The sequence below is a fragment of the Salinicola endophyticus genome, assembly GCF_040536835.1.
In the GTDB taxonomy this organism is placed as follows: Bacteria; Pseudomonadota; Gammaproteobacteria; order Pseudomonadales; family Halomonadaceae; genus Salinicola; species Salinicola endophyticus_A.
Genome location: NZ_CP159578.1, coordinates 4,146,667 through 4,164,981, shown reverse-complemented (window position 1 = coordinate 4,164,981; position 18,315 = coordinate 4,146,667). Strand labels below are relative to the sequence as shown.

General features: G+C 66.9%; 17 protein-coding genes. 9 read left to right on the top strand and 8 right to left on the bottom strand.

Going from position 1 to position 18,315, the window contains the following annotated elements; translation table 11 throughout:
* Nucleotides 1-19 precede the first annotated feature (19 nt).
* Nucleotides 20-625, bottom strand: coding sequence for a DUF924 family protein (locus ABV408_RS18785; protein WP_353980397.1), 606 nt, complete (start codon nucleotides 623-625; stop codon nucleotides 20-22).
* Nucleotides 626-843: 218 nt separating this feature from the next.
* Here ABV408_RS18785 and ABV408_RS18780 point away from each other — a divergent pair, with 218 nt between their 5' ends.
* Nucleotides 844-1,245 (top strand): RcnB family protein, encoded by a 402-nt coding sequence (locus ABV408_RS18780; protein ID WP_353980396.1) that lies wholly within the window; start codon nucleotides 844-846, stop codon nucleotides 1,243-1,245.
* 106 nt (nucleotides 1,246-1,351) lie between these two features.
* On the opposite strand, the gene ABV408_RS18775 is transcribed toward ABV408_RS18780, so the two are convergent.
* The 3 genes from ABV408_RS18775 to ABV408_RS18765 all read right to left on the bottom strand — a co-directional run bounded on the left by ABV408_RS18775 (nucleotide 1,352) and on the right by ABV408_RS18765 (nucleotide 3,341).
* A complete protein-coding gene (locus ABV408_RS18775; protein WP_353980395.1) occupies nucleotides 1,352-1,780 on the bottom strand; it encodes an organic hydroperoxide resistance protein in 429 nt (142 codons plus the stop codon).
* 112 nt (nucleotides 1,781-1,892) lie between these two features.
* A complete protein-coding gene (locus ABV408_RS18770) occupies nucleotides 1,893-2,342 on the bottom strand; it encodes a MarR family transcriptional regulator (protein WP_353980394.1) in 450 nt (149 codons plus the stop codon).
* A 36-nt stretch (nucleotides 2,343-2,378) separates the two neighbouring features.
* Complete coding sequence (locus ABV408_RS18765) at nucleotides 2,379-3,341, bottom strand: LysR family transcriptional regulator (protein WP_353982255.1); 963 nt, start codon at nucleotides 3,339-3,341, stop codon at nucleotides 2,379-2,381.
* Between the two features lie 174 nt (nucleotides 3,342-3,515).
* On the opposite strand from ABV408_RS18765, the gene ABV408_RS18760 reads away from it, so the two are divergent.
* A complete protein-coding gene (locus tag ABV408_RS18760; RefSeq protein ID WP_353980393.1) occupies nucleotides 3,516-4,589 on the top strand; it encodes an SDR family oxidoreductase in 1,074 nt (357 codons plus the stop codon).
* Nucleotides 4,590-4,851: 262 nt separating this feature from the next.
* Here the strand turns inward: ABV408_RS18760 and ABV408_RS18755 are convergent, their stop codons facing one another.
* Nucleotides 4,852-5,691, bottom strand: a complete 840-nt coding sequence (locus ABV408_RS18755) for an inositol monophosphatase (RefSeq protein ID WP_353980392.1) — start codon at nucleotides 5,689-5,691, stop codon at nucleotides 4,852-4,854.
* Nucleotides 5,692-5,990: 299 nt separating this feature from the next.
* Between ABV408_RS18755 and ABV408_RS18750 the strand changes: the two genes are divergently transcribed.
* Nucleotides 5,991-7,214, top strand: coding sequence for a carboxylate--amine ligase (locus ABV408_RS18750; RefSeq protein ID WP_353980391.1), 1,224 nt, complete (start codon nucleotides 5,991-5,993; stop codon nucleotides 7,212-7,214).
* A gap of 58 nt (nucleotides 7,215-7,272) precedes the next feature.
* Complete coding sequence (locus ABV408_RS18745; protein WP_353980390.1) at nucleotides 7,273-9,267, top strand: hypothetical protein; 1,995 nt, start codon at nucleotides 7,273-7,275, stop codon at nucleotides 9,265-9,267.
* Nucleotides 9,268-9,301: 34 nt separating this feature from the next.
* Here ABV408_RS18745 and ABV408_RS18740 read toward each other — a convergent pair whose 3' ends face one another.
* Complete coding sequence (locus tag ABV408_RS18740; protein WP_405049921.1) at nucleotides 9,302-10,489, bottom strand: CynX/NimT family MFS transporter; 1,188 nt, start codon at nucleotides 10,487-10,489, stop codon at nucleotides 9,302-9,304.
* Nucleotides 10,490-10,763: 274 nt separating this feature from the next.
* Between ABV408_RS18740 and ABV408_RS18735 the strand changes: the two genes are divergently transcribed.
* The 3 genes from ABV408_RS18735 (at nucleotide 10,764) to ABV408_RS18725 (ending at nucleotide 14,592) form a co-directional block, all read left to right on the top strand.
* The gene (locus tag ABV408_RS18735) at nucleotides 10,764-11,696 is read left to right on the top strand and encodes a helix-turn-helix domain-containing protein (RefSeq protein ID WP_353980388.1); all 933 of its coding nucleotides are present in this window, start codon (nucleotides 10,764-10,766) and stop codon (nucleotides 11,694-11,696) included.
* 205 nt (nucleotides 11,697-11,901) lie between these two features.
* Complete coding sequence (locus ABV408_RS18730) at nucleotides 11,902-13,131, top strand: MFS transporter (RefSeq protein ID WP_353980387.1); 1,230 nt, start codon at nucleotides 11,902-11,904, stop codon at nucleotides 13,129-13,131.
* Nucleotides 13,132-13,146: 15 nt separating this feature from the next.
* Nucleotides 13,147-14,592, top strand: coding sequence for an amidase (locus ABV408_RS18725; protein ID WP_353980386.1), 1,446 nt, complete (start codon nucleotides 13,147-13,149; stop codon nucleotides 14,590-14,592).
* Nucleotides 14,593-14,838: 246 nt separating this feature from the next.
* Here the strand turns inward: ABV408_RS18725 and ABV408_RS18720 are convergent, their stop codons facing one another.
* On the bottom strand, nucleotides 14,839-15,225 hold the full coding sequence (locus ABV408_RS18720; protein ID WP_353980385.1) for a type II toxin-antitoxin system VapC family toxin: 387 nt from the start codon (nucleotides 15,223-15,225) through the stop codon (nucleotides 14,839-14,841).
* A 1-nt stretch (nucleotide 15,226) separates the two neighbouring features.
* Entirely contained in the window at nucleotides 15,227-15,466 is a 240-nt protein-coding gene (locus ABV408_RS18715; RefSeq protein WP_353980384.1) for a type II toxin-antitoxin system prevent-host-death family antitoxin, read from the bottom strand.
* Between the two features lie 263 nt (nucleotides 15,467-15,729).
* On the opposite strand from ABV408_RS18715, the gene ABV408_RS18710 reads away from it, so the two are divergent.
* Both ABV408_RS18710 and ABV408_RS18705 read left to right on the top strand, forming a co-directional pair.
* Nucleotides 15,730-17,181 (top strand): aspartate ammonia-lyase, encoded by a 1,452-nt coding sequence (locus ABV408_RS18710; RefSeq protein WP_353980383.1) that lies wholly within the window; start codon nucleotides 15,730-15,732, stop codon nucleotides 17,179-17,181.
* Nucleotides 17,182-17,376: 195 nt separating this feature from the next.
* Entirely contained in the window at nucleotides 17,377-18,291 is a 915-nt protein-coding gene (locus ABV408_RS18705; protein ID WP_353980382.1) for an MBL fold metallo-hydrolase, read from the top strand.
* The last annotated feature ends 24 nt before the right edge of the window (nucleotides 18,292-18,315 follow it).

Here is an 18,315-nt window from a genome sequence, read left to right as displayed (position 1 = left end):
CGTGAAGTAGAAGCGTGGCTCAGAAGGCCGACCCGGGCTGGCGCAGGAAGGCGATCTCCTCCGGGGTCGAGACGCGTCCGAGAATGGCGTTGCGGTGCGGATAGCGGCCGAAGCGCTGCAGGATCTCGCGGTGACGGTGCTCGTAGTCGAGCTGTGTCTCCATGCCGGGAGCGTCGAACAGCGCGACCGCGCGGGCGTGGATCGCCAGCGACTCGCTGTGCATGAACGGCATGTAGGCGAAGATGCGCTGCGTCAAGGGCAGGGTGGTGTCCTCGCTGCGGGCGATCAGCTCCTGGGCCAGTGCCAGGGCCAGCGGGTCCTGGGCAAAGGCGGCGGGGGTATTGCGATGAACGTTGCGCGAGAACTGATCGAGCACCACGATCTCGGCCAGGCGCCCGGTGGGGGTGTCGCGCCAGTGCCACAGCTCGCAGCGCGCGGCGGCTGCCAGCGTGGCGCCGAAGCGAGCCGCGATCTCGTCGTCGAGTGCGGCATCCTTGGCAAACCACTGCTTGGGTGTGAGCGTCTCGAACCAGAAGTCGCACACGGCCTGGGGCGTGGCGATGTCGCGTGTGGTCTGGGTATGGGTGTCGGGCGTCTCGGCGCTATCGCGGGGCGTATCCGGCATGGCCTGTCTCTTGGCGGATGAGTTTCCTCAGCATAGTTAACCATGACGCGTATTGGCTATAGGGTCGGACGGCGGGGCGCTGTAACGCGATCCGCGGCGGCGAGCTCCACTATTCGTGAACGCTGTTTCCTTATTCTGCCGGCACACTCGATTCATCTCCCGGCGACTGGCGCCTCGGCGCCACCGACTGTTCACCCCCGGCGAGAGAGGAGACCCATATGGCCAACGACCGCAATACGGCGTATTGCCTCCCGCCTTACAGCCGTCTCGGGCGCCGTCTCACTGCCCTGACCCTGATGGCCGCCCTGGGGTTGGGTGGCGCTGCCCAGGCGCATCCGGGGGGCGGCCCCGGCCCAGGCGGGCCCCCGGGCCATGCGCGCCATCATCACCACCATGGCGAACGCGGCCATGACCGCCACCATGAGCCAGCACGGGCGTGGCATCCCGGCGGGCGGGTCGCTGACCGCTACTACCGCGATGACCGCTACTGGGTGCGTGACTGGCACGCGCGGCATCTGCGGGAGCCGCCACGGGGATACCGCTGGCTGAACATCGACGGCGACTATGTGCTTGCCGCGGTTGCCACCGGCGTGATCACGGCGATCATTCTCAATCGCTGAGCCGGTTGCCTGGCCTGGCGCTGCGCCAACAGCAAGACGCCCCGGCCCCCTTTGCAAGGGGCCGGGGCGTCCGGGTGGAGCGAACGTCAGCGCTGCCGACGCCGGCTCAGACCTCGACGTTGAGGGTGACGTCGATATTGCCGCGGGTGGCGTTGGAGTAGGGGCAGACCTGATGCGCTTTCTCGACCAGCGCTTCGGCCTGCTCACGATCCATGCCCGGCAGCTTCACCGTCAGGCTGGCTTCGATGCTGAAACCGTTACCCTTGGGGCCGATGCCGACTTCACCCTGGATCTGGGTGTCGTTGGGCAGCTTGGCCTTCTCTTGTGATGCCACCAGCTTGAGCGCGCCGATGAAGCATGCGGAGTAGCCAGCCGCGAACAGCTGCTCGGGGTTGGTACCCTCACCGCCGGCGCCGCCCAGCTCCTTGGGAGTCGACAGTTTGAGGTCGATGACACCGTCGGCGGAGGTGGCACGACCGTCACGACCGCCGATGGCGGTGGCTTCGGCACGGTAGACGACTTTATCGAGTGACATGAAGCTTCTCCTTCGGGTTCAAGATCGCGATCTATTGAATCGTGCGCGATCTAATTGAGTGAAAACAATCTGCTATACACCACATCGCACTTCTATCTCTCTCGCCAATGCGTCACTGGCCGTCGAGTCGCTGACGCAGCCCATGCAAGGCATCGCGTAGCTCGGCGGCCTCTGCCGGCGTGCACTGGCCCGCACAGCCGGCAGCATGGGGAACCGCCTTGGCGCGTTCACGCAGCGCACGGCCCTGCTCGGTCAAGGCGATCTCCACCTGGCGTTCATCCTGGCGCGAGCGCTGGCGCGTGACCAGGCCGGCTGCTGCCAGGCGCTTCAGCAGTGGCGTCAGCGTCGCCGAATCCAGGTACAAGTGTTCGCCGATCTCCGACACCGTCTGACGATCCCGCTGCCATAGCACCAGCATGGTCAGATACTGGGGATAGGTCAGGTCGAGCTCGCGCAGCAGGCCGCGGTAGAGCTTGTTCATCGCTAGCTGGGTCGAATAGAGCGCGAAGCAGAGCTGCGATTCGAGCGCCAGAGCGTTGTCGGTGTCATCCGGTGTCGTCATGCGGTCAAGATAGATCGTGCGCGATTCAATCGCTAATTAGCTTTGTCTATGGTCGCTCGCAAGGCCGTCTATACGCTCACGCCAGCGATCCCAGGCCGGGCGCGGCGCCAGCGATTCGCGCAGATAGTCGAGAAAGGCACGGACCTTGCGTGTGCGCAGGCGGCGCTCGGTGGTCAGGACGTGAATATCTCGGCGACCCGGCATCACCTCGCCGCGCCACGCCTCCAGCAGTGGCACCAGCTCGCCTTGTGAGAGCGCATCGCCGATCAGCCAGGTAGGAAACAGCACCAGCCCCTGGCCCAGCAGTGCGGCGCGCAGCAGGCTCTCGGCATCGTTGCTGTAGAGGTTGCCGCTGACCTCAAACGGCGTCGAGCCGCTCTGATCCGGCGTCTGGAAATACCAGCGCTGGCGTCCCATCTCGCCCTGGTAGAGCAGGCAGTTGTGATCGCTCAGCGCCTCGGGTGTCTGCGGTGCCCCGTGCATCTCGAGATAGCTCGGGGCCGCGGCCACCACGTAGTTCATCGGTGCCAGGCGGCGCGCCACCAGCGAGGAGTCGGCCAGGTCGCCGACACGAAAGGTGATGTCCTGGCCCTCTCTCACCGGGTCGATGACCTGGTCACTCAGCTGTAGCTCGGCGGTGATACCGCTGTGGCGGCGCTGGAAGGCATGCAGCAGCGGCACGATCTGGCGCTGGCCGAAGGCGACAGGCGCGTTGATGCGCAGCACGCCGCTGGGCTCGGCATCGGGGTAGGCCAGCGCCTCGGTGGCGAGATCGAGCCGTTCCAGAATCTCGCGAATCTCTTCGTAGTAGCGCCAGCCCGCGTCGGTGAGCGCGACGGCGCGGGTATGCCGGTAGAGCAGCGGCTGGCCGAGCGCCTCTTCCAAACCGCGGATCTGGCGCGAGACCGAGGAGACCGCGCGGTGAAAATGCCGGGCGGCGGCGGTGAAGCTGCCGGTCGCGGCGACGCGCTCGAAGATGCGCAGGGCGTTGAGATCCAGCGTGTCGAGATTCATCGCCTGCCGCGTTTTCGGTCTGTCCGCCATCGAGTTGCGTCCCATGCAATAAAGATTTGCGATGCTTTCGATTGTAGCAACGATCCGGCGCTACCAGACTGCGCTCATCGATCCGGCACGCTGCCGGATCTTCCGGAAATCGAAAGGAGGTCATCGACCATGCGTAAGGGGACTGCACTCGTCGTCGGCGCCACCGGCATCACCGGCGGCAATCTGGCCAGCCATCTCGTCGCCAGCGGCTGGACCGTCTACGGCCTGTCACGTCGCGCCACCGAGCAGAGCGGCGTGATTCCCGTCGCCGCCGACCTGCTGGACTCGCCCGCCACCGAGCAGGCGCTGGCCGGCCTGCCGATCACCCACGTCTTCTACTGCACCTGGATTCGCCGTGACAGCGAGCGCGCCAATGTCGAGGCCAATAGCCAGATGATGCGCAATCTGTTCGCCGCCCTCGACTCGGCCCCGCTCGCGCATGCCTCGCTGGTCACCGGCACCAAGCAGTATCTGGGCTCGTTCGAGGCCTACGGCAGCGGGCGGATCGAGACGCCGTTCCGCGAGTCCGAGCCGCGCGTGCCCGGCGACAACTTCTACTATGCGCTGGAAGACGTGCTGTTCGAGACCGCCGAGCGCCGTGGCTTTGCCTGGAACTTGCATCGCCCGCACACGGTGATCGGCTATGCCCGCGGCAACGCCATGAACATGGGCACGACGCTGGCGGTCTACGCCTCGATCTGCCGCGAGACCGGGCGTTCGTTCGTCTTTCCCGGCTCGCAGACCCAGTGGAACGCGCTCACCGACATGACCGATGCGCTGGTGCTGGCGCGGCAGATGGAGTGGGCGGCGACCACGCCGGGTGCGGCCAATCAGGCGTTCAACACCGTCAATGGAGACGTCTTCCGCTGGCGCCGGATGTGGCGCGAGATCGGTGAGTATTTTGGTTTAGAGGCTCAGGGCCCCGAAGCCTCGGACGACCCGGCGTCGATGCAGCCGCTCGATGAACAGATGGCCGATGCCGAATCGATCTGGCGCGAGATCGTCGCCAAGCACGATCTGGTCGAGCCGGATGTCGCCAAGCTCGCCTCCTGGTGGCACACCGATGCCGATCTCGGCCGCGACCAGGAGTGCGTCAACGACACCACCAAGTCGCGGGACTTCGGCTTCGACCATTTCCGCGAAACGCGAGCGGCGTTTTTCGATCTGTTCGATCGTCTGCGGGCGGAGAAGATCATTCCCTGATCGGTCCGGCTGATCGGTTCGTCCCGATTGGCTATAGAAAAGAAAACCGGCGCCCTCTTGGCGCCGGTTTTCGTCGTCTTGGTGGTCAATGATGATGGCCAATGCCCTGCGTAAAAAGTCGACGAGCGAAGGCAAGGCCGGGGCGCGCAGCTAAGGCAAAAATTGGCGAAAACGCGGAGTTTACGGGGTGTAAATGAGCATTTTTGACCGGGCTGGCGTTCCAGCCAATTTTTAACGCCGCATGGGCGAGCGCAGGCACTTTTTAGCCCAGAAAGCCGAACTTCTCGCGCAACTGCTCCCAATGCCCCCGCGAACTGGCCGCCAGCACCGTGCCCTTGTGAATCGTCGGCTGGTAGGGCGTGCCGTCGAGCAGCGCCGAATAGCCCCCGGCTTCGGCGTGGATCATCAGCCCGGCGGCGTGATCCCACGGCATCAGCTTGCCGGTGAGCATGAAGTCGACGAAGCCGAACGCCATGGTGCGGTACTCATGGCAGGCGCAGCCGAACGCCATCATGCGCTGGAAGTCGGGGAAGGTCGCCGCCAGCTGGTACTGCTGCGGCTTGGGGAAGAGCCGGATCGAGGTCGAGCCGACCATCTCGCCGAAGTTCGCGGTATCCGACACTTGCAGCCGGCGCTGGGTGCCATCCGGGCGGCCGAACCAGGCGCCCTCGCCGTGGCGCGCGACGATCCAGTCGTCCGCCATGGGGTCGTAGAGCAGCCCGAAGATCGTCTCGCCGAAGCTGGTGGCGGCCAGGATCACGCCGAACTGGTTGAGCCCGCGGGCGAAGTTCCAGGTGCCGTCGACCGGGTCGATGATCAATGCCAGCTCGGCGCCGGCGATATCGCCGAGGCTGGCGCTGCCATCGGCCACCGCCTCTTCGCCGATCACCGTCGCCTCCGGCAGCAGCTCGCGAATCGCCGCCGTCATCATCCGCTCGGCGCCCTGATCGGCATCGGTGACCAGATCGTCAGGTGCACTCTTGGCGCGGATCGCCTCCTCCGAGAGGTTGCGAAAGCGGGGCAGAATCTCGCGCTTGGCGGCATCGCGCACGATCTCGATCAGATGCTGCTGTTGCTCGAGGCTGATGGCTCTGGCTGGCATGCGAATCTCCTGGGCGATGGGGGAGCTCCTAGGGTATCCGATTCCGGCGTGGTTGACGCCTCTCTGCTGCCAGGCGGGGGTTTATGGTGTAGGCACCCTAAATGCTGCGTCGGCATGGCCATCGAAAGGTTCTGATATTCCTAATAAAGAATGATGGTAAAAGCTTTTTCCTGGCTTCTATCTGCTGGGATGTTGACGGCTTTTGGGCGACTTTGCGGCGGCAGGGTGGCGCGGGTCGGCATCTCCCCTACACTGAGGTAGGCATACATCACAACGACAGCGAACAGGGAGACACGACCATGGAAAAGAATCCCGACAAGGGCTACATCGCGCTGCTGGGCTGGAGCCTGGGCGCGGTGGAGGCCGCTGCAGCCTTTGATCGTCGCTATGTGGTGGTCGCCCCGGAGTGGGCCGAAGAGTACTGCCGCCAGCACGAGATCCCCTACCTGCCGTGGAACTTCGAACGTCTCAACGATCGTTCGATGGAGATCGCCGAGACCCTGCGCGACATGGGCGTGGACGCGGCGGTGCCGCTGTTCGAGGAGACGGTGGAGTGGGCCGGGGCAATCAACTCGGTGCTGATGCAGAACCCGCGCCTGCACGGCCAGGCGGTGCTGTTCCGTGACAAGGCGCTGATGAAGCGCCGCGCGCAGTTGGGCGGCATCCGCGTGGGCATCTTCGAAGAAGCCCACGAAAAGAGCGATGTGGTGCGCTTCTTCAAGCGCGTCAACCAGACGCTGCTCAAGCTCGACGGCGACCCCGAGGATCCGATCCACCTCAAGGCCTTCGACAAGGCTGGCTGCCTCGGGCACCGGGTGATCCGCACCTATGAAGAGATCGACGCCATCCCCGAGAGCGAGTACCCGCTGCTGATGGAGAGCCATCTGGACGGCTGGGAGTTCGCCGTCGAAGCCTGGGTCTGGGACGGCAAGATCCAGTTCCTCAACATCTCCGAATACGTCACCCTCGGCTACTCGGTCTTCGTCCCGGCGACGCCGGAGCTGGAGCAGTACCGCGAGCAGATCACGCGCCAGATCGAGCTCTTGATAAAGACCTTCGATATCCAGTTCGGCCAGATCCACCCGGAGTACTTCGTCACCAGCGACGGCACCATGTACTTCGGCGAGGTCGCCTACCGCCCGCCGGGGTTCAAGGCGTTCGAACTGATCGAGCGCGCCTACGGCTTCAATGCCTATCAGGCGTCGATGCTGGTGTTCGACCCCAAGGCCACCGCCGAAGAGGTCGCCGCCTTCTTCCCCGAGCCGGTCACCGGGGCCAAGGGCCACGCCGGCTGCTTCGGCGTCTATCCGCGCCGGCGTGTGGTCAGCCGCCTGGAGATCCCGGAGGAGACCGAGCAGCACCCCTATTTCGACTACCACGAACTCAGCACGCCGCTGGAGGAGACCGTGACCAAGCGCACGGCGTTCGGCACCCACTGGGGGCTTCTGTTCTTCTTCGGCGAAGACCCGCACACCCTGCGCGACCTGCTCAAACATCAGGAGTCGCTTGATTTCTACGTCTGATCCGCGACAGTGGCAGAGTCTTTTCGGAGTCGCCCAGAGTGGCGGGGAGTGTCAGCGCATGTCGTCAGATAACGAGCTGCCGGTCAGCGAGCAGCGCCTTGGTGCGCTGCTGCAACAGCTCGAGGCGGCACTCGCCGCCCTCGAATCGGCGCCCAGTTTTTCCCGCCCGGGGCGCGCCGGGCGGGTCTTCGACCTGGCGCGGCGTATCCTGCTCGAACCGGACGGCTGCGCGGCGCTTGAGCAGCGCGCCCAGGCGATCGAGCAGGCGGGGACGTTCGCCGACTCCGACTGGGCCGAACCGCAGCGCCTGCAGCCAGCGCTGACCCCGGCCTCGCTCGGTAGCCCCCAGGCCGAGACAGTGGTGATCGAGGCGCTCAGCGAACTGCGCCTGCTGGCGGTAGCGCGGGGCGACTACGCGCATCCGTTGATCTCCGCCGAGCAGGCGCACAACCACCTGACCCAGGTCCTGGCGCTCAATCTGTCGCGTATCTTCGTCTTCTCCGGCGAGGCCGAGCGTGAGACCCAGGGGCGTCTGGCCGAGGTGCCGCGGGCGCTGTTGCGCTATCTCGCCGAGCGGGTCGGCTACGAGTTCATCGTCGAGACCATGATCGACGAGATCTGGCGGCTGCTCGGCCAGCGCCCGCTGATGGTCGCCCCGGTACGCCGCATGATCGATCAGCTGGCGCTGTGTCAGGCCAACCCGGAGATCGACCTTGGCACCAGCGGCCAGGGCGCGGCGCGGCTGGTCAGCAGCCTCTACGGGCCGACCCAGGGCTGCCGCGAGGACCCTGGCGTCGAAGCCTATGCTAGCCGTCTCTCCGGCATGGACACCGCGGCGCTGCAGCAGGAGGCCACCGGCATGGCGCGGGCGATGCACGATACCGGCCTGGTCTCGCCCTATCACCCGGTGCTGCTGCGCTATCTGCTCGATCACGGCGACCACCTGATCAGCGAAGCGCTGGGGCTCTCGACCACCGGGCGCGACTGCCTGCTCTGCTATCACCAGTTGATCCGTGCCCTGATCGATGCGGTGGCGCATCCGGCCACCGCCCAGGGGATCTACGGGCTGGCGCAGCTGCTCGAACGCGGGATTCTCTACCAGCCGCCGCTGGCGCCGGCGCTGTGGCGTCAACTGGGCCTGCTGCTGAGCGATAGCGCCCGCCAGCGCCTGCGTCTGGCCTACGGTGATGCCACCCCCCCCGAGGCGCGGCTGCTGGAGGGCGTGCTGTGCATGCTCGGCCTGCCGCTGGGCGTGGGGCAGGGCAACAACCCCACCTGTCAGTCGGCACGCGCGCTCTCCATGTGGGCCTACAACGACCCCGACTATCTGCTGCAGATGGTGACCTGGGCGGCCCGCGACGACGAGATCGTGATGCACTTCGAAGGCCAGCCGATCTCCTCCAATGCCAGCGCCGCGGGGCTCTCCAATGGCATGGCGCTGGATCTCGACCCGGTCTCGCTGCTGGTGGTGCCGCACCTGGACCGTATCTATGCCGAAATGGGGCGGCTGTGCATCGGCCGCGAGGGCGACCCGCACCGCTGGGTCAATCCCGAGTTTCATGGCTGGTGGGCCGGGCGCGGTTTCCATATCTGCGTGGACATCGCCAGCGGCCGGATCGATGACCCCGAGACCTTCTATCGCCACTTCTACGCCGCCTACCACCCGCTCTACAACGGCAACCAGCCGCTGGTGCATCCGCAGCCGGCGGGGATCGCGGTGACCGACAGCGCCGCGCGCTTCATCGGCTGGCACGCGATCACCATCCTGCGGGCTGCGCTCGGCCCCGACGAAGGCATGCGGGTCTACTTCTTCAACCCCAACAACGACAGCGGCCAGGACTGGGGCGACGGCGTGGAGGTCAGTACCGATGGCAATGGCGAGCGCTTCGGCGAGGCCTCGCTGCCGTTCGCCCAGTTCGCCTCGCGGCTCTATATCTTCCACCTCGACCCACAGGAGGAGGGCGCCCCGGCGCATGTCTCCGCCGACGAGCTGGGCGAAGTGATGGGCTACCTGCGGCGTAGCTGGGGCGCCGAGCGCCTGGCCCCGGCCTGAGCCGGGGCCATGATCTGATGTGCCGGGTCGGGGCTCAGCCGCCCTGAACCGAGGCCACCTGCCGGTCGCGGCCGGCGCCCAGGGCCGCGACCATGGCGCCCAGCGCAATGGCCACCAGCAGCCCGCCGACCGCGTTCCAGCCGCCGCTCCAGTCGTGCAGCAAGCCCACTAGCAGCGGCCCCAGCGCCGCCAGGGTGTAGCCGATGCCCTGGGCCATGGCGGAGAGGCTGGCCGCAGTCAGCGCATCCGGTGCGCGCAGCGCCAGCAGGGTCAGCGCCATGCTGAAGGTGCCGCCCTGACCCAGCCCGAGGATCACCACCCACAGCCAGATGCCACCGATGGGCGCATACAGGCAGCCCATCAGGCCAGTGAGCGTCAGCCCCATCACCGCCACCAGCACCGCACGCTGATCTTTCATGCGGCTGCCGATCCACGGCGCTGCCAGCGCCGTGGTCACCTGCAACAGAATCGACACCGACAGCGCCAGCCCCGCGGTTACCGGCGCCAGGCCGCGATCCTGCAACAGCGTCGGCAGCCAGCCGAAGACGGTATAGGCGAGCGACGACTGCAGCCCCATGAACAGCGACACCTGCCATGCCAGCGGGTCGTGGCGCAGGCGCGCTCCGGTGCGGGCCGCCACCCGGGTAGCCGCGCTGCCGCGCAGTTGCGGCAGCCACAGCAGCGCGGCGAGCACCGCGGGCAGCAGCCAGAACGCCAGCGCGCCTTGCCAGTCCGCCCCCAGCGCCTGGCGCAGCGGCTCGGTGGTGCCGGCCGCCGCCGAGGCGCCGAGGTTGAGCGCCACGGTGTAGAGCCCGGTCATGATGCTGACCCGCTCGGGGAAGTCGCGCTTGACGATACCCGGCAGCAGCACCCCGATCACGCCGATGCAGCCGCCGGCCAGGGCGGAGCCCAGCAGCAGCCCCAGGGCGCCGACGTAGGGGCGTAGCGCCAGCGCCACCCCTAGCACCAACAGCGCCAGGAACACGCTGCGCTCCGGCCCCAGGCGACGTACCAGACGTGGCGCCAGCGGCGCGGCCAGCCCCAGGAACAGCACCGGCAGCGTGGTCAGGATGCCCTGCACGCTGGGCGAGAGTGACAGCGCCTCGGCGATACTGCCGAGCACCGGCGAGACGCTGGTGAGCGCCGGACGCAGATTGAGCGCCACCAGCAGCAGCGCAACGAGAGTGAGCAGGCCCCGGTGGGGCAGAGTGGAACGGGACACGGGAATCATCCTTGAGCATCGCGAAGGCGGCACCCCTGGCGCCGCCGAGACGTGGCGAAGGATGGTGGCTGGCCGCGCCGAGCGCAAGGCACAGTACCGGATGCGGGCTGTATGGTCGCGCCTGCGCGAGCCGGTATGGGCCGGTATGGGCCGGTATGAGCCGAGGCGGGCCACGATGCGCTGGCCGTTGCGTGCCGGCCGCGGATCGCTCTAGTCTTAGCGCGACGGCGCGCCTGACGGCGGATTTCGGCGCGCGACTCTCGAGGGGGAGAGGATGCGATACCACGTGCGTGGCTTCCGCGACTCCCAGCAGCACGCGGCAGCGATCGCCGGCTGGCAGCAGGTCTATGCGCAGCTCGGACCCGGGTGTCTCAGCAGTGAACTGCTGCTGCTGTCGGGCGAGCGCTTCCAGATCATTCACGAAGTGTTCGACAAGCGCGTCGTCCAGTACGGCAAGGCGCCCGCTGATCGCTTCTGTGTGTCCTTGGCCACTGCCCCGACCGTGGATGATCCGCGGGGCAAGGTGGCATCTCCGCGCCTGCTGATGCTGCGCGGCGGCGGCGAGTTCCTGCTGCATGCCCCGGCCGGCATGGCGCTGCTGTCGTTCTGTGTCGATCTCGAGCGGCTGCGGCGCCTGGCCGAGATCGAGCTGGGCGCGGCCGGGGTGGCGCGCCTCACCGCGCTGCCGGCGCTGGAGGTGCCCCTGGCGCGGCTCGAGGCGATCAGGCTGGCGATCTTCCGCCACGTCGGCGGCCTTGGCCGGCGGCGTGGCGATGACGATGGCCTGCGCGAACGTAGCCTGGAAGAGACCCTGATGACCCTGCTGCTCGATCTGTGGCTCGAGGTCGGCGGCAACACGCCGCGGCGCGGTGTCGGCGTGAGTGCCTATCTCGTCAGACAGAGCCAGGCGCTGGTGCTGGCCGAGCCGGCGCGGCCCCCCAGCGTGCTGGAGCTGTGTGAGCGGCTGCACGTCAGCCGACGCACGCTGCAGGACAGCTTCCAGCGGGAGGTGGGCATGCCGCCAGTGGCGTTTCTGCGCAGCCTGCGGCTCAACGCCGTGCGCCGCAAGCTGGCGAGCGCCGCGGCCAGGGGCGCCACGGTGGGCGACGTGGCCCAGGAGATGGGGTTCAATCATCTCAGCCACTTTGCGGCGAACTATCACCAACTGTTCGGTGAATATCCCTCCGAGACCTGGCGGCGGGCCTGAGCGCGAGTGCGGCCCAGGTGTCTGCGTCCCATCCACTTCGTTCTGCCCACTCCCTGCTACCCGCCGATAGTGCCGATTCGGGATAACGCCCGCTCTCGGCTCACGCTTAGGCTCTTGATCAATAATCACAACGATCGAGGTGCCCCATGCACCAGCGTGTCCGTGTGCTGCCGGCCGTGGCCGGCGCTACCCAGCGGATGGCCGTATGAGCGGCGTGGCGCCAATGGGCAGGCGTCAGCCCGGGGCGCGCGAAGGGGCGGTATTGCTCCTGGGCAGCAGTTTGACCATCGTCGGTTCGGTGATGGTGGCGCCGGTGCTGCCCAAGATGATGGCGGAATTCGCGCCTACCCATCCTCATGCCGAGCTCTGGGTGCCGCTGGCCATCACCGGGCCGGCGCTGGCGATCGCATTGTTCGCGCCGGTGGCCGGCTGGCTGGCGGATCGTGTCGGGCGCAAGCCAATGCTGGTGGTCGCGACCCTGCTCTACGCCATTCTGGGCGCGCTGCCGGCGCAGCTCGAAGCGCTGATGGGCGTGGTCGCCGTGCGGCTGGCGTTCGGCGTGGCCGAGGCCATGGTCATGACCGGCTGTTCGACCCTGATCGCCGACTACTGGCGCGGCGAGCAGCGCCTGCGCTACGTCAATGGCCAGGTGATAACCATCGGGCTGGTCGGGGCGATCTTCTTCGCCCTGGGTGGCATGCTCGGCGAAACCTCCTGGCGAACCCCCTTCTATCTCTATCTGCTGCCACTGCTGCTGGTGCCGTTCATGCTGCGCGTGCTGTGGGAGCCCTCCCTCGCGCGTCAGCAGGCGCCCGACCAGGCGCCGGGCGAGGGCCGGGTGGACGTGGCCGCGCTGGTGGCCGGCTGCGTGCTGATCGGCTTGGGCATGGTGCTGTGCTTCGTCGTCACCATCCAGACGCCGGCGATCCTGGTCGGCCTGGGCGTGACATCCAGCACCCTGATCGGGCTGTGCGCGGGCTGGGCGCTGCTCGCCTCGCTGCTGGGGGCACTACTCTGGCCCTGGGCGCGGCGGGCGTTGGGGCTGCACGGCTGCAATGGGCTGCTGTTGCTGCTGCTCGCCGCCGGGCTATGGATACTCGCCGAGGCGCCCGACTACAAGGGCGTGCTGCTGGCAGTGACTCTCCACGGGATCGGCGCCGGCATGCTGGTGCCCAACGCCATGGCGCCGGTGATGAGCGCCCTGACACCCAGGACCCGCGGCCGAGGGATGGGCCTGTTCACCGGCTGTTTGTACATCGGCCAGTTCGTCAGCCCGCTGGTGGTGGGCCTCGCGGCGGATATCGGCGGCGATCTGACACACGCCATTCTGCTGCTCGCCGCGCTCGCGGCGCTCTACGCCCTTGGCTGGGGTGGCGTCGCGCTGCGCGGCCGCGCGGGTCTGGCCGCCACCCGACACGACCGTTCCCCTTCTTGATCCGGAGACTCCTCGATGACGAATGACATTCACTATTGGCTGGATACGCAAGACGGGGTGGGGCTCGGCCAGTGCGTGCGCAACGGCGAAGTATCCAGCGCGCAACTGGTGGAGGCGGTCATCGAACGTCTCGAACGCGTCGAACCGCAGCTCAATGCGGTGGTCGAGCGGCGCTACGACAGCGCCCGCGAGTGCTGCCGCCGGCCCGTGGATGCCACGAAGGCATTCGCCGGCGTGCCGACGCTGATCAAGGATCTCTTCGCGCCGCTGGAAGGCGCGCTGATGACCCAGGGCTCGCGCGCCCTCGATGCGGTACCCGCGCCCTTCGACGATGAACTGGTGGCGCGCCTGCGCCGGGCCGGGTGTTTGCCGCTGGGTACGACGACCTCGCCCGAGTTCGGTACCTCCTACACCACCGAATCGAGCCTGCACGGCGCCACCCGCAACCCCTGGGACCCGGATTGCAGCGCCGGCGGCTCCAGCGGTGGGGCGGCGGCGCTGGTGGCCGCTCGGGTGGTGCCCTTCGCCCACGGCAACGATGGCGGCGGCTCGCTGCGCGTGCCCGCCTCCTGCTGCGGGGTGTTCGGGTTCAAGCCGAGCCGCGGGCTGATGCCCTCGGGCCCGCTGGTCGGCGAAGGTTGGGGCGGCCTGGCCGTCGCCCACGCCATTACCCTCAGCGTACGTGACAGCGCCGCGCTGCTCGACGCCACTGCGGGGGCCGACCTCGGCGCGCCCTACGCGGCGCCGACGATGCCGGTGAGCTATCAAGCGGCGACCGAGCGTGACCCCGGGGCGCTGCGCATCGGGCTGATCGAAGGCCCGGCGCTGGCCTCGGAGGCCGCGGCCGTCGCCCGCCAGAGCGCGGCGCTGTGCGAGTCGCTGGGGCACCGCGTCGAACCGGTCACGCTGCCGCTCGACTGGGAGGCGTTCTATCACCGCTGTTTCGACATCATCGGCCCCAGCACCCGCGAGACCCTGGAAACCCTGGGCGAGATGCGCGGTGCGCCCATCGACGAGCAGCTGCTGGAGCCGCGCACCCGGGTGATGCTGCGTGAGCGCGGTAGCCTCGATGCCACCCGTTACATTGCCGCGATCAATGAGATGCACGCCCTGGGCCGGCGATTGGCGGCGCTCATGCAGCAGTTCGACGTGCTGCTGTCGCCGACCCTGGCACGCCAGCCGCCGCGCATCGGCGAGCTCGACGCCTTCGACGAGCGGCTCTCGCTGGCTGAGATCATCGACGCCTTCCACGGCTACTGCCCCTTCACCGCGCTGTTCAACGCCACCGGTCAGCCGGCGATGTCACTGCCGCTCTACTGGACCGAGGCCGGGCTACCGCTGGGCACCCACGTTGCCGGGCGCTTCGGCGAGGAGAGCCTGCTGCTCTCGCTCGCCGCCCAACTCGAACGCGCCCGCCCCTGGGCTGGGAAGCGGCCGCTGATCCACGCGGGGTCGAGATAGCTAATGCGGTAGGGCGGCATTGGACCTGCCGGTATCACTGCCGAGTTGTCGGGTCCCGCGTGATTGATGCCTCGTGCGTGAAAACGCTCAGAGCGCTTTTTTTGCCAGCGCTTCATCGCCGCTATAGGGGATCGATGATGTAGTGCTGTCTGCCGGATGCCGGGATGGCAGAGGCAACCGTAACGCTTGAGCGTTTCTCCAGAATCACTGGTGTCGCAGAAAGGCAGAGCATCCAGCTTTGCTATCTCAAATCCGCCGAATCGGCCCTGGATAACGCGCGACCAGCTCGTCCGCCGTCAGCAGAAGAAAGCCTTCGGACTCGGCCTGGGCGATCAGGATACGGTCGAACGGATCCTTATGAATATCCGGCAAGTGGCTAACGGCCAGGGCGTGCTGAGAGGTAATGGGTAGCTCAAGATAGCCATTGTCGATCAGCCCGCGGCGCAATAGATGCGGGTCGACCTGGAAGTCCGCGCGCTTCAGACCTGTCTTGATCACGATCTCCCAAAGACTCGCGGCGCTGAAGTAGAGCCTATTGTCGTTATCGTCGATCAGCGCAACGGCTTCTGCGGATAGACGGTTCGGCTCTGCGGCGGCCCATAGCAGCACATGGGTATCGAGTAGCAGATTCACGTCAGGCTCCGAACATGTCAGCGATCTCTTCCTCGCCCATACGATCGAAGTCCTCGGGAACCTTGAACTGGCCTTGCATGAAGCCAAGCCGCTTCTGCTGACCGGCGCCCGGGCTATCGATGGCCGTGACCTTGGCGATTGGCTTGCCAGCCTTGGCGATAATGAATCCTTCCCCCTGCGCAGCTTTGGCGAGCAGCCGCGAGAGCCGGGTCTTGGCTTCGTGAATGTTGACGGATTCCATGATCGCCTCCTGGACTTAGTCTATTGAATCTAGTCTATCCATGTCAGGTCGATTCGACACCAGAATTCGGCATGGCGCTCAGCCAGTACCCAGCTCTTCGACTCTCGCACGATCCCATGAAAACGCTCCCATACCTTCCCGGTATGCACCACCACGTAACGGCATTGGGCAGGCGACCCGGCGCGGCGTTACCTTACGCCCAGCGGCGCCGGCAACCCGGCGCCCAGGCCGTTCGACCCCCCTGACTGAAGACGATACCCACCATGATGGCGACCCCGGATCTCGGCACTGACGCCGACGCGATCCCCACCCGTGAAGAGAAGGACCTGCTGGGCGTGCTGCCCGTGCCCCAGAGCGCCTATTACGGCATCCAGACCCAGCGCGCGGTGGAGAACTTCCACCTGAGCGGCGTGCCCCTGGCGCACTATCCCAAGCTGGTGATCGCGCTGGCCATGGTCAAGCAGGCCGCGGCGGAGGCCAATCACGAGCTGGGCTATCTCGACGCCAACCGGCTGGAGGCGATCCGCCACGCCTGCCAGACGCTGATCGCCGGCGAGCACCACGATCAGTTCGTGGTCGACATGATCCAGGGCGGGGCGGGTACCTCGACCAACATGAACGCCAACGAGGTGATCGCCAATCTGGCACTCGAACACCTCGGCCACGCCAAGGGTGACTACGCCCACCTGCACCCCAACAACCACGTCAACATGGCGCAGTCGACCAACGACGCTTACCCCACCGCGATCCGCCTCGGCCTGCTGCTGGGCCACGATGCCTTGCTGGGTAGCCTGGCGCAGCTGCGCGATGCGCTGGCGGACAAGGGCGTGGCCTTCGCCGACGTGCTCAAGATGGGCCGCACCCAGCTGCAGGATGCGGTGCCGATGACGCTGGGCCAGGAGTTCAACGCCTTCGCCACTACCCTGGGCGAGGATCTGGGCCACCTGGAGGCGCAGATTCCGCGCCTGCTGTGCGAGGTCAACCTGGGCGGCACTGCCATCGGTACCGGGATCAACTCCGACCCGCGCTATCAGCGCCTGGCGGTGGAGCGTCTCGGCGCGATCAGCGGCCAGCCGCTGGTGCCGGCCCAGGATCTGATCGAGGCCACCTCCGACATGGGCGCGTTCGTGCTCTTCTCGGGCATGTTGAAGCGCCTGGCGGTGAAGCTCTCCAAGATCTGCAACGACCTGCGTCTGCTCTCCAGCGGCCCGCGCGCCGGCTTCAACGAGATCAACCTGCCGCCGCGCCAGCCCGGCAGCTCGATCATGCCCGGCAAGGTCAATCCGGTAATCCCCGAGGCGGTCAACCAGGTGGCGTTCGAGGTGATCGGCAACGACCTGGCGCTGACCATGGCCGCCGAGGGCGGGCAGCTCCAGCTCAACGTGATGGAGCCATTGATCGCCTACAAGCTGTTCGACTCCATCCGCCTGCTGACCCGCGCCATGCACATGCTGCGCGAGCACTGCATCGAGGGCATTACCGCCAACGAGGCCCACTGCCGTGAGATGGTGGAGCGTTCGATCGGGCTGGTCACCGCACTCAACCCGCATATCGGCTATGACAACGCTACGCGCATCGCCCGCGAGGCGCTGGTCTCCGGCCGCGGCGTGCTGGAGCTGGTGCTCGAAGAGAACCTGCTCGATGAAGCCTCGCTCGCCGATATCCTGCGTCCGGAGAATATGATTGCGCCCAGGCTAGCGCCGCTGCGGGTCTAGGCAACTCCTATTAGGGGGCAGACAGAGAAGCCGCGACGGTCATGGCCGCCGCGGCTTCTTGCGTTGGGGGGGGCGCCAGACTGGCGGGTCGGTATCTCGGAGGAGACGATCACGGCATAAGTTATATTCAAAAATCATATAACGTTAGAACCTAAATGGCGCTATGCTGGAGAGGTCGCCCACCAAGGAGCTGTCATGCACACCTTCGCTCTCTCCCGTGGTGATCGGGAACGCGGCCGGCCCGATGTCGCCGGTTTCTTCGATCCGCGCACCTTCAGCGTCCAGTACGTGGTCAGCGATCCGGCCACGCGGCACTGCGCGATCATCGACCCGGTGCTCGATTTTGATGAGAAATCGGGGGCGACCGCCACCCACCACGCCGATGAGCTGCTCGCCTATATCGCCCGCGAAGGCCTCGAGGTCGCGTGGATTCTGGATACTCACCCCCACGCCGATCACTTCTCCGCCGCGCGCTACCTGCACGACAAGACCGGCGCGCCGACCGCCATCGGCGCCCAGGTGGTCGAGGTCCAGGCGCTATGGAAGCGCATCTACAACTGGCCGGCGCTGCCCACCGACGGCAGCCAGTGGGACCGCCTGTTCCGCGATGGCGAGACTTTCACCCTGGGTGACCTGCCGGTGCGGGTGATGCACTCGCCGGGGCACACCCTTGCCTCGATCACCTATGTGATCGGCGACGCCGCCTTTGTCCATGACACCCTGTTCCAGCCCGATTTCGGCACCGCCCGGGCCGACTTTCCCGGGGGTAGCGCTCACCAGCTATGGCATTCGATCCAGGCGATTCTGGCGCTGCCCGACGACACCCGGCTGTTCACCGGCCACGACTACATGCCCGACGGCCGCGAGCCGCAGTGGGAGAGCACGGTGCGCGAGCAGCGCCAGCACAACAAGCACCGCCTGGGGGAGAGCAGCGAGGCGGAGTACGTCGCACTGCGTCAGCAGCGCGATCACGAGCTGCCGATGCCCAAGCTGATCCTGCATGCGCTGCAGGTGAACGTGCGCGGGGGCCGCCTGCCGGAGCCGGAAGACAACGGCAAGCGCTACCTCAAGATCCCGCTGGATGCGCTGGAGGGCGCGGCCTGGGAGTGAGATGGCGCGCTCGATACGCCGCCC

What these genes read in the sequence shown, in the direction of transcription:
- ABV408_RS18780 (WP_353980396.1), top strand. Translation starts at nt 844, where the DNA reads ATGGCCAACGACCGCAATACGGCGTATTGCCTCCCGCCTTACAGCCGT.
- ABV408_RS18785 (WP_353980397.1), bottom strand. Translation starts at nt 625, where the DNA reads ATGCCGGATACGCCCCGCGATAGCGCCGAGACGCCCGACACCCATACC.
- ABV408_RS18745 (WP_353980390.1), top strand. Translation starts at nt 7,273, where the DNA reads ATGTCGTCAGATAACGAGCTGCCGGTCAGCGAGCAGCGCCTTGGTGCG.
- ABV408_RS18715 (WP_353980384.1), bottom strand. Translation starts at nt 15,466, where the DNA reads ATGGAATCCGTCAACATTCACGAAGCCAAGACCCGGCTCTCGCGGCTG.
- ABV408_RS18755 (WP_353980392.1), bottom strand. Translation starts at nt 5,691, where the DNA reads ATGCCAGCCAGAGCCATCAGCCTCGAGCAACAGCAGCATCTGATCGAG.
- ABV408_RS18735 (WP_353980388.1), top strand. Translation starts at nt 10,764, where the DNA reads ATGCGATACCACGTGCGTGGCTTCCGCGACTCCCAGCAGCACGCGGCA.
- ABV408_RS18725 (WP_353980386.1), top strand. Translation starts at nt 13,147, where the DNA reads ATGACGAATGACATTCACTATTGGCTGGATACGCAAGACGGGGTGGGG.
- ABV408_RS18760 (WP_353980393.1), top strand. Translation starts at nt 3,516, where the DNA reads ATGCGTAAGGGGACTGCACTCGTCGTCGGCGCCACCGGCATCACCGGC.
- ABV408_RS18750 (WP_353980391.1), top strand. Translation starts at nt 5,991, where the DNA reads ATGGAAAAGAATCCCGACAAGGGCTACATCGCGCTGCTGGGCTGGAGC.
- ABV408_RS18775 (WP_353980395.1), bottom strand. Translation starts at nt 1,780, where the DNA reads ATGTCACTCGATAAAGTCGTCTACCGTGCCGAAGCCACCGCCATCGGC.
- ABV408_RS18710 (WP_353980383.1), top strand. Translation starts at nt 15,730, where the DNA reads ATGATGGCGACCCCGGATCTCGGCACTGACGCCGACGCGATCCCCACC.
- ABV408_RS18730 (WP_353980387.1), top strand. Translation starts at nt 11,902, where the DNA reads ATGAGCGGCGTGGCGCCAATGGGCAGGCGTCAGCCCGGGGCGCGCGAA.
- ABV408_RS18705 (WP_353980382.1), top strand. Translation starts at nt 17,377, where the DNA reads ATGCACACCTTCGCTCTCTCCCGTGGTGATCGGGAACGCGGCCGGCCC.
- ABV408_RS18770 (WP_353980394.1), bottom strand. Translation starts at nt 2,342, where the DNA reads ATGACGACACCGGATGACACCGACAACGCTCTGGCGCTCGAATCGCAG.